This window comes from Gordonia sp. NPDC057258, assembly GCF_042668985.1.
Lineage (GTDB): Bacteria > Actinomycetota > Actinomycetes > Mycobacteriales > Mycobacteriaceae > Gordonia > Gordonia hongkongensis.
This window is the reverse complement of sequence record NZ_JBHUXZ010000036.1, coordinates 38,349-48,823: the sequence shown is the minus strand read 5'-3', so window position 1 is coordinate 48,823 and position 10,475 is coordinate 38,349. Positions and strand designations below refer to the sequence as shown.

Below are 10,475 nucleotides of genomic sequence, written 5' to 3'. Positions count from 1 at the left end.
AGGGGCGGTAACCAGCGGTAGAGCCAGATGCCTGATGGTCAGAACCCAACCACCACCGAAGTGGCTAGACAACCCTGACACTGAAACCAGCGGTGAGGCGGCTCGACCAGTGGTGGGGCGGCTCAACCGGCGGTGGGGCGGCTCAACCGGCTGACGGGCTTGGTGTCTCCGGCCAATACCGCTTGCGCAGATCGCCTTTCACGAGCTTCCCGGTGGGCGTGCGCGGCAGGTCGTCGACGAAGTCGACCGACCGGGGCGCCTTGTAGGCCGCGATGTTCTCGGTGGTGAACGCGATCAGCTGCTCGGCGAGCCGATCGGTGGGTTCGTGGCCGTCGGCCAGCTGCACGCAGGCCTTCGCGACCTCGCCGAGGTCGGGGTCGGGGACACCGATCACCGCGACATCGAACACCGCCGGGTGATTGATGAGGACGTTCTCGGCCTCCTGCGGGTAGATGTTGACGCCGCCGGAGATGATCATGAACGCCTTGCGGTCGGTCAGATACAGGTATCCCTCGTCGTCGACGTACCCGACATCCCCTGTGGTGGACCAGTTCTCGTGCTCGGGGTGCTGGGCCTTGCGGGTCTTGTCGGGGTCGTTGTGGTACTGGAACGCCACGTCCTCGCGTTCGAAGAAGACCTGGCCGACCTCACCGGTCGGGAGTTCCTTGCCGTCTTCATCGCAGATGTGGACCACGCCGAGCAGCGGCTTGCCCACCGAGCCGGGATGATCTAGTGCCTCCTGCGGGCCGATGAACGTCGCGCCGGCGGCCTCGGTCGATGCGTAGTACTCGTGGATGACCGGGCCCCACCACTCGATCATCGCCCGCTTCACCTCGACCGGGCAGGGCGCGGCCGCGTGGACGGCGATCTTCATGCTGCTGACGTCGTACTTCGAGCGGACGTCGGCGGGCAGCTTCAGCATCCGGATGAACATGGTGGGCACCCACTGGCTGTGGGTCACGCGATACTTCTCGATGGCGGCGAGGGCCGCTTCGGGATCGAACCGGTCCATCATGACCACGGTCCCGCCGACCGAGTTGGTCATCCCGCAATAGCGCAGCGGCGCTGCGTGATACAGCGGTGCGGGGGACAGGTAGACCGCGGAGTCGTCGTAGCCGTACATGGGCGCGAAGATCGCGGTGTAGGCGTCGGGCACCTGGTCGACCTGCCCTTCGGGCATCGGTGTCTTGATGCCCTTCGGACGGCCGGTGGTCCCGGAGGAGTAGAGCATGTCGGTGCCGCGCGGCTGGTCGGTGCGGGGCTCTGCCGACGCATTGGCCAGGACCTTGTCGTAACTCTCGAAGCCGTCGAGATCGCCACCCCACACGATGCGGCGACCCGGGCCGGCAAGGGCCTCGATCTCGCCGGCGGCCGACACGGCCTCGACGACCGAGGCGCCGGCGAACAGGACCTGCGCGTTGCAGTCGGAGAGGATGTAGTTGGTCTCCGCCGCGGTGAGGTGGTGGTTGACCGCGGTCACGTACAGACCGCTGCGCAGGGCCGCCCAGTACACCTCGAAGACGTGGAAGTCGTTGGCGGAGACCACGGCGATGTTGTCGCCGCGTCGGAGTCCGAGGGAGTCGAGGTAGTTGGCGAGCCGGGTCGAGTTCTCGTCCAGTTGTCGGTAGGTCAGTACCTCGCCGGTAGCGGCCCGGATGACGGCCGGCTTGTCGGGGGTGGATTTCGCGAAGACTCCAGGAAACAAGAGTGACGCTCCTCGTGACGAAGGGGATGGCCACCCCGAACGACCGTATCTAACGCTCGTTCGGGGTGTTGCGAGTCACAGTACCCTAGCGTCGTGTCCGATTTCGCAGTTCCTCAGTGCGTCGCGAGAAACCTGTCCATGGTTCGCTCCGCGAGCGCGGTGATGGTCAGCGCGGGATTCACCAGGCCGACTGCCCCGGGTACGAAGGAACCGTCGACGACCCACAGGTTGTCGTAGCCCCGGATTCCGCCGTCGGTGTCGGCCGCGGCACCCATGACGACGCCGCCGAGCCCGTGATAGGTACTCGCGGAACCGAATCCGAGCGCGCGAGACGACACGTGGGTTCCGTTAAGGGCGAAGCCGAAACGGCCCTCGGTGCGTTCGTGGAAACGCTTGATGAAGGCGTTGCTCCGGCGGTCGAGATCGTTGCGGTCGGCGGGGTGGGGGTAGTTCAGCTGCGCCCGCCGGGTGCGATGGTCGTAGTCGATCGTGCCGCGTTCGTCGGTGTGGGCCTGCACGAGGTGGGTGGTCGCGGCCTTGCCGAGCGGTGCCGGCAGCGGGGTGGCCTGATAGACCATCGAGACCGGTCCGCCGGGCAGGTTGTCCTCGTAGATCCGTGCGTAGCCCGGTCCGCCCTGGACGGCGCCGAAATCCTCGCGGGGGTTCGCCCGGATGGTGAGGAAGTCGCCGTTCACGCCGAAGCCGTCGCCGATTCGCGGTGACAGTCGCGGCAGGCGCCCCTGCGCGCGCGCTTCGACGAGCAGCCGGGTGGTGTGGAAGGAGCCCGCGGCCATGAAGAGGTGATCGGCCTCGGTGGTCACGGTGCGTACCGTGCGGCCCTGCTCGTCGAGAACCCGTGCGGTGACGACGAATCCGGCGCGGCGCGAGCGAGGCCGGATGTCGAAGACCTCGTGCATCGGCTTGACGGTGACGTTGCCGGTCCGTTCGGCGGCGAGGAGGTAGGTGCGGTCGAGAGACCTCTTGGCGCCGCTGTTGACGCCGTAGCTCAGTTCGCCCGCGGTCACCGACGGGGTGGCCCGGCCGGCCAGTTCGTCGCGGAGGATGTCCCAGTCGATGGCGAAGTCGAAGAAGTGCGGTGACGCGCCGTAGCGCTCGATCACCTTCAGCCAGGACCGGGCCCCGACGTACTTGGGGTGCGCGAGGATGTCCGCGGGCAGCGGCGAGACGCCGAGCCCGGCCTTCGCGCGCGGGAAGTAGGTCTGGGCGAGCTGCGCGTAGTCGGCGGCCGCCGGGAAGATGTGCTCGAAGTCCTGTCGGCGGGGGACGGGCGTGAAGGAGCCGAACACGAGCGACCCACCGCCGACGCCCGCGCCGTACACGGCCTCGACGCCGTTGCCCATCACATGGTCGAGGACGCCGGGGTACGGCTCGACCGGGAGGCCGCTCGCTGCACTCGCCCCGGCGGGGCTGCCGAACCACGCGGCGCGCTTGTCTGGGTTGGTCGTCGTGGCGAAGGTGTTGCCGTCCGGCGCGGTGCGCGATCGGCGAGTCGGCCGGGGCCGCGGGACGTTAGGCTCCGGGGTGTGACGGCTGCGCTGCAGATCGAGGTGGACCGCGACAGCGTGGCGATGGGGGATGACGTCGCTTCCCACGCACACTCACTCCTTGTGGAGCCGGGTACGGCGCTGAGTGTCGTCCTCGCCGCGGCGGCGCCCGAGATCCGTTCTCGGGGCTGGTCCTGGGTGGCCGACGTCGACGGCCGGGTCGCCGCCGTCTGGTCGGCCGACCACGGTGTGCAGATGCTCGTCGGGGACGGACCGGTGACCGCGGACGACGTGCCGTGCCGGATTCATTACCGGTATTTCCTGCAGATCGACCCGGCGTGGCTGCATCGGCGCCTCGCCGAGGGGGCCGCGGCGGACCGGGGCGCCCTCGAACGCGAGTACCGCCCGATCGGTGATCGGCGACGCGAGGAGGACGAGCGTCGCCGCGAACGCGATTCGGCGACAAGGTATCTGACCGGCGAGTGCACCGCGGCGCTGCGCGGCTTCGGTGCGGAGTTCGATCTGCACAACGACCGGATGGCACGGTTCGACCTGGTCGGCTCGATGTGGCGGGTACAGCGCGCCGACACCATGACCATGACCTTCGACGGGGCGAATCAGGTCCTGTCGTCGATCCGACCCGTCGGCGTCGCCGAGTGCTGGCTGGTCGCGGCCGTCGGAATGCGTATGCGACAGGTGCAGGGACTCACGCCGGTCCCGAACGACCCCCGTTTGCCGGTGCCGGAGCTGCGGCCGATGGGATCAGGGGTGGCCGGATCGCCACGCTGGACGACGAGAGGTACGAGAGGCGATCCCGTCGTCCAGCTGACCGGCGATGAGGCGGTGCGGGCCTACCGGTTGTCGGCGAATCGTTCGATCGACGAGGTCGTGTCCCTGCTGGCCCCGGACTGAGGTCAGTCGTGTGCGCGCACGGACTCCTCGACGAGGTCGAGCACCGCGTGCAGATCGTCGGTGGGCTGGCCGGTGGCCAGCCGGGTGATCAGACCGTCGAGCACGAGGTCGAGGTAGTTGAGCAGAACGTCGGTCGGGACGTCGTCGCGCAGGCGCCCCGCCTGCCGACCCCGCTCCAGCCGACTGAGTGTCGCCTGCTCGACCTCGGCCGCGTAGGACACCCACTCCGCGCGGAAGCCGTTGTCCGTCCGTAGTTTCCGCGCGATCTCCAGGCGCGTGCCGAGCCAGTCGAAATCCTGAGGCCGCGTGAGCATGTCGCGCATGACCTGCACCAGGCCCTGCTCGGCCGCCACGTCGGCCATGCGCTCGGCATCTTCCCGCGCGAGCGCGAGGAACAGCGCCTCTTTGTCCCGGTAATGGTGGAAGATCGCACCCCGGGACAAGCCGGTGGACTCTTCGATCCGTTTGACGGTCGCGCCGTCGTATCCGTACTCCGCGAAGCAATGCCGCGCGCCGTCGAGAATCTCCCGACGACGCGCGGCAAGCCGGTCATCGCTGACCTTGGGCACGTCGAGTGCCTCCTGTCAGCTCTTGATCATGTTGCGCAGCACATACTGCAGGATGCCTCCGTTGCGGTAGTAGTCGGCCTCACCCGGGGTGTCGATGCGGACCTTGGCATCGAACTCCACCGTCGAGCCGTCTTCCTTGGCGGCGGTGACGTGCACGGTCGACGGCGTCGTCCCGTTGTTGAGCTCCTCGATGCCCGCGATGTCGTAGGTCTCGGTGCCGTCGAGGCCCAGCGACTTGTGCGACTCGCCCTCGGGGAACTGCAGCGGGATGACGCCCATGCCGATGAGGTTCGAGCGGTGGATGCGCTCGAAGCTCTCGGTGATGACGGCCTTCACGCCGAGGAGGCTGGTGCCCTTGGCCGCCCAGTCACGCGACGATCCGGTGCCGTACTCCTTGCCGCCGAGCACGACGAGCGGGATGTTCTGCTCGGCGTAGTTCTGCGCGGCGTCGTAGATGAACGACTGCGGTGCACCTTCCTGGGTGAAGTCGCGGGTGTAACCGCCGGTCACACCGTCCAGCAGCTGGTTCTGCAGGCGGATGTTGCCGAAGGTCGACCGGATCATCACCTCGTGGTTGCCGCGGCGGGCGCCCAGCGAGTTGTAGTCCTTGCGGGCCACCCCGTTGGCATCGAGGTACTGCGCGGCGGGGGTGCCGGGCTTGATCGTCGACGCGGGGGAGATGTGGTCGGTGGTCACCGAGTCGCCGAGCTTCGCGAGCACGCGTGCGCCCTTGATGTCGGAGACGGGCGACGGCTCACGCTGCATGCCCTCGAAGTACGGAGGCTTGCGGACGTAGGTGGACTCGTCGTCCCAATCGAAGGTCTTGCCCGACGGGGTCGGCAGGTTCTGCCAGCGCTCGTCACCCTTGAAGACGTCGGCGTAGTCCGAGGCGTACTGCTCCGGCGAGATCGACGAGGCGATGGTCGCCTCGATCTCCTCGTTGGTCGGCCAGATGTCCTTGAGGAACACGTCGTTGCCGTCGGTGTCCTTGCCCAGCGCGTCGGTCTCGAAGTCGAAGTCCATCGTGCCGGCCAGGGCATAGGCGATGACCAGCGGCGGCGACGCGAGGTAGTTCATCTTCACGTCGGGGTTGATGCGACCCTCGAAGTTGCGGTTGCCCGACAGCACCGCGGTGGCGGTGAGGTCGTTGTCGTTGATCGCCTTCGAGATCTCCTCCGGCAGCGGGCCGGAATTGCCGATGCACGTGGTGCAGCCGTAGCCGACGAGGTAGAAGCCGAGCTTCTCCAGGTACGGCCAGAGACCGGACTTGTCGTAGTAGCCGGTGACGACCTGTGAGCCCGGTGCCATCGACGTCTTGACCCACGGCTTGGACGACAGGCCCTTCTCGACGGCCTTCTTGGCCAGGAGCGCCGCGCCGAGCATGACCGACGGGTTGGAGGTGTTGGTGCAGCTGGTGATCGACGCGATCGTCACGATCCCGTGGTCGAGGATCATCGATCCTCGTTCCTCGGAATCCACCCGGACCGGATTGGTCGGCCGGCCCTCGGCGCCGTTGGCGGCCGAGTGCAGCGGCTCGGCGTCGTCGTCGGCGAAGGACAGGGTCGCGGGGTCGGACGCCGGGAAGGTTTCCTCGACCGCCTCGTCCAGCTTGGTCTGCGGAGCGGAGTTGCCGTTCTCGACGTAGTTGTGGATGTCCTTGCGGAACGCGTTCTTCGCGTCCCACAGCTCGATGCGGTCCTGCGGACGCTTCGGGCCGGCGATCGACGGGACGACGTCGGCCAGGTCGAGCTCGAGGTACTCCGAGTACACGGCCTCCTCGGCGTCCTTCTCCAGCCACATGCCCTGTTCCTTGGCATAGGCCTCGACGAGCGCGAGCGTCTCCTCGCTGCGCCCGGTGAGTCGGAGGTAGTTGACGGTCTCGCCGTCGATCGGGAACATCGCGCAGGTCGAGCCGAACTCGGGGCTCATGTTGCCGATGGTGGCGCGGTTGGCGAGCGGGACCTCGCCGACACCGTTGCCGTAGAACTCGACGAACTTGCCGACCACGCCGTGCTTGCGCAGCATCTCGGTGATGGTGAGGACCACGTCGGTCGCGGTGACGCCCGGCTTGGTCGCGCCGGTGAGCTTGAAGCCGACGACGCGGGGGATGAGCATGGAGACCGGCTGACCGAGCATCGCGGCCTCGGCCTCGATGCCGCCGACGCCCCAGCCCAGGACGCCGAGGCCGTTCTCCATCGTGGTGTGCGAGTCGGTGCCGATGCAGGTGTCGGGGTAGGCGACGCCGTCACGGACCATCACCGAGCGCGCGAGGTGCTCGATGTTGACCTGGTGCACGATGCCGGTGCCCGGCGGCACGACGCGGAAGTCGTCGAAGGCGCCCTGACCCCAGCGGAGGAACTTGTAGCGCTCTTCGTTGCGCTGGTACTCGATCTCGACGTTGCGCTCGAACGCCTGGGCATTGCCGAAAGCCTCGATGATGACGGAGTGGTCGATGACCATCTCGGCCGGCGCGAGCGGGTTGACCTTGTCCGGGTCGCCGCCGAGTTCCTTGACGGCGTCGCGCATGGTCGTGAGGTCGACGATGCAGGGCACGCCGGTGAAGTCCTGCATGATCACGCGGGCAGGCGTGAACTGGATCTCGACGCTCGGTTCGGCGTTCGGGTCCCAGTTCGCCAGGGCCTCGATGTGCTCCTTGGTGATGTTCGCGCCGTCCTCGGTGCGCAGGAGGTTCTCGGCGAGGACCTTCAGAGCGTAGGGGAGCTTGGCGGTGCCCTCGACAGCGTTCAGACGGTAGATCTCGTAGCTGTTGTCACCGACGTCCAGCGTGCCGCGGGCGCCGAAGGAATTGATACTCACGTCTAAATCCACTCTCCTCGTGTGCCGGCGGGCTGCGCCGGCGATTACTCGATGATCCACTTGCGGTCGGGCGGGGCTGGTCGATCCGGCGCAGTCGTGCCGCACCGGCTGACGTTCTGCACCGGCGGGCTGCGCCGGCACCATCGGATGTCCGCGAGGGCCACCCGCGACAACGTCGTCCAGTCTAACAGTACGAGCGTACTGTTACCAAGCTCGGGCCGGGACACGCCGGATCGGACCTGCCGACACCGGAATACCCAGACGAGTCCATTGTGTCGTACGGTGCAGGGCGGGGTTCGGCGAGGAGACACTCGACGCCGGCGCGATACCGCCCGTCAACGTGCACGCAACCCCGGGTGATCTCGAGAGGCAGGGGTGGCGGATGGGTCCGCAGGCGACGACGCTGGTGCTGGCAGCTCCCGCGGAGAACAACGAACTCACCGGACTCGTCGGGGTCGACATGGGTGAGCTGTCGCGGGACATCGCCGACGACGGCGTGGCGGGGGCGACGCCCGAACAGTTGCCCGGCATGCTCGAGGTCGTCGAATACGCCCAGTCGAAGGGCCATGACGTCAGCTTCGTGGTCATCGACCAGGTTCAGCCCCGGTTCACTCTCTACCGCGACGTCGCGAACCAGTTGCAGGAACAGGTCGGCGGCACCGTCATCGTGCTCGGCCCCAACTCGGTCGGCAGCTCGTCGCCCGAATTCAGCCGGGTGGTGCAGGAACAGGCCACCGACGGCCTGACCCTCACCGACCCCGCGGGTGCGGCGCGACAGATGATCGACACGATGACCGGTCCCAACGTGGACTGGACGATCGTGGGCCTCCTGCTGATCCTGGTCGTCGCGGGCGGAGCCGTGCTCGCCCGGCTCCGGCAGGTCCGCACCCGCAAGAACCTGGCCGCCGGTCCGCTGGGACCCGTGCGGGCCACCGCCGCGGAGTCGGATGACTCGTCGGCACCACGTCGCGAGCCGACCGCTTCCGGCCGGTAGTACGCAGGCCAGGGCCGCCTCGGCCGGCCGGCGATGCGGCGGGCGGGCCCGGCTCCTGGCACCTCGTTCTCGCGCGGCGGGGACCCTTCACGGCGTGTCTTCCGGTCTGTTGCCAATTCGAGACCTTGACGACCGTTCGATCTTTCGCCAGTTCACGGCATTTTCGCAGGTAATCACGCCTTTGTAATTCGCGAACACGGTTTTCTCGTGTGGTTGATGTGACGTACGGTTCTGATGTCGCGTGTGATGCCTGTGTTCTCTACAGGGTCCGATGTGGCGGAAGTGCAGTGCGTGATCGCCGCGGGTTCAGACACCCCGGACGGTCGCCGGACCGGGGATCGGAAGATCCCCGCGAATCGCGAGGAGTTCCAGGTGAGGCGAGGAAGAACTGGTGCGTCATGGCCGGCGCGCGTCTCGGCGGCCCTTGCTGTCGCACTCGTCTGCGCGGTCGGCGCGGGTCATGCCGACGCGGCGCCCAAGAAGACGCCCGAGTCGCCCATCTCCGGTCTGATCAACCGGATCGCGACGGTCAACCAGGACATCGCCGACCTCGACCAGGCGCTCGCGTCCCGCCAGGAGAACGTGAACCGATCGATCGTCGACTTCCAGAACTCGCTCGCGCAGCAGCGCCTCGCCACGGTGGCCGCGCGTGGAGCACGCACCGAACTCGACCGATCGAGCAAGGCCGTCGTCGACGCGCAGAAGGAGTTCGACCGGTTCGCCCGCCTGGCGTACCAGCAGGGGCCCGAGCAGGGTTCGATGTCGAACTACGTTGCCTCCGAAGACCCGCAGGGCGTCCTCGACCGCATGAAGCTGATCGATCAGGTCGGCAAGAAGCAGCAGGAGATGATTCGACGGCTGCAGGTGGCCCGCAACCAGAAGGCCAACCGACTCGCCGCCGTCGAGGCCACCCGCCGGCAGGCGTCGTTCGCGGCCAAGAGCGCCGAACATCGCAAGACCGACGCCATGGCGGCGGTCACCGAGGCGAAGGCCGCCATCGCTTCGCAGCAGAAGCGCAAGGCCACCCTGATCGGGGAACGCGACCGGGTCCAGAAGCGCCTCAACACGATTCGCGGATACGTGCCGAAGAAGACGGTCGAGGGGCCGTCGGCGAGCGATCTGCTCTCGAACCTGTTCCCGACGGATCCGTCGGCCGAGGGGGCGCTCAAGGCGCTACCCGCCACGCCCGCCACCGACAACCAGGCACTGGCCGTCGCGGCGGAGGCCGCCGCGCGCCTCGCCATCGACGTCGGTTCGTCGATCCTCGCCGGTCTGGTCGGGCAGCAGCAGTTGCCCCAGTCCGAGTTGCTGAACGAGCTCGGCATCGGTGGTGCGGACATCACCGGCAGCAGCGGTGGCGACACCCTCAGTGCGCGACTCGGTTCGGGAAGCCTCGGCTCTCTGTTCGGCAGTTCCTCCGGCGGCGGCGGGGGCGGGGGCGGCGTCGTCCGACCCGGGCTGCGCGGTCCGCAAGCCGTCGAGATCGCCGTCAACCGTGCGCTCTCGCAGCTGAACGTGCCCTACGCCTGGGGCGGTGGCGACGCGAACGGCCCGACGCAGGGAATCCGCGACGGCGGTGTGGCCGACAGCTACGGCGACTACAACAAGATCGGTTTCGACTGCTCCGGCCTGATGATCTACGCGTTCGCCGGCGTCGGGATCGAACTGCCGCACTACACCGGTTACCAGTACACCTCGGGACCGCAGTTCCCGCTGTCACAGATGCGACGCGGCGACATGATCTTCTACGGCCCCAACGCGAGTGCGCACGTCGCGCTGTACCTCGGCGACAACAAGATGGTCGAGGCACCGCAGTCGGGTGACGTGGTCAAGGTGTCCCCGCTGCGCACCAACGGTGCGATGCCGAACGTGGTCCGTCTGCTCTGAGGCGTGGTGGTTCCGGCGGCAGCTGTGAACGACCGACACCCGTCGAGTCTTCTTGGCACCTTTTCAGCCGGCACGGCTAGGCTGGC

At 67.7% G+C, this 10,475-nt stretch carries 7 protein-coding genes; 3 read left to right on the top strand and 4 right to left on the bottom strand.

The genetic code is table 11. The annotated features are described in order from the left end of the window. Positions 1-142: 142 nt before the first annotated feature. Complete coding sequence (locus tag ACFUEJ_RS20115) at positions 143-1,705, bottom strand: AMP-binding protein (protein WP_388031416.1); 1,563 nt, start codon at positions 1,703-1,705, stop codon at positions 143-145. Positions 1,706-1,818: 113 nt separating this feature from the next. Continuing rightward, positions 1,819-3,267 carry a GMC oxidoreductase gene (locus tag ACFUEJ_RS20110; protein ID WP_388031421.1) on the bottom strand — a complete coding sequence of 483 codons (1,449 nt, stop codon included), beginning with the start codon at positions 3,265-3,267 and terminating at the stop codon, positions 1,819-1,821. A gap of 66 nt (positions 3,268-3,333) precedes the next feature. On the opposite strand from ACFUEJ_RS20110, the gene ACFUEJ_RS20105 reads away from it, so the two are divergent. Next, positions 3,334-4,122, top strand: coding sequence for a hypothetical protein (locus ACFUEJ_RS20105; RefSeq protein ID WP_223258976.1), 789 nt, complete (start codon positions 3,334-3,336; stop codon positions 4,120-4,122). A gap of 2 nt (positions 4,123-4,124) precedes the next feature. Here ACFUEJ_RS20105 and ACFUEJ_RS20100 read toward each other — a convergent pair whose 3' ends face one another. Both ACFUEJ_RS20100 and ACFUEJ_RS20095 read right to left on the bottom strand, forming a co-directional pair. Further along, the gene (locus tag ACFUEJ_RS20100) at positions 4,125-4,691 is read right to left on the bottom strand and encodes a TetR/AcrR family transcriptional regulator (RefSeq protein WP_058250388.1); all 567 of its coding nucleotides are present in this window, start codon (positions 4,689-4,691) and stop codon (positions 4,125-4,127) included. 15 nt (positions 4,692-4,706) lie between these two features. Further along, positions 4,707-7,508 carry an aconitate hydratase gene (locus ACFUEJ_RS20095; RefSeq protein WP_388031413.1) on the bottom strand — a complete coding sequence of 934 codons (2,802 nt, stop codon included), beginning with the start codon at positions 7,506-7,508 and terminating at the stop codon, positions 4,707-4,709. A 382-nt stretch (positions 7,509-7,890) separates the two neighbouring features. On the opposite strand from ACFUEJ_RS20095, the gene ACFUEJ_RS20090 reads away from it, so the two are divergent. Further along, positions 7,891-8,502: a DUF6676 family protein gene (locus ACFUEJ_RS20090; RefSeq protein ID WP_065632173.1), complete on the top strand. Its 612-nt coding sequence runs from the start codon at positions 7,891-7,893 to the stop codon at positions 8,500-8,502. Positions 8,503-8,874: 372 nt separating this feature from the next. Continuing rightward, positions 8,875-10,389, top strand: a complete 1,515-nt coding sequence (locus ACFUEJ_RS20085) for an NlpC/P60 family protein (protein ID WP_388031411.1) — start codon at positions 8,875-8,877, stop codon at positions 10,387-10,389. The last annotated feature ends 86 nt before the right edge of the window (positions 10,390-10,475 follow it).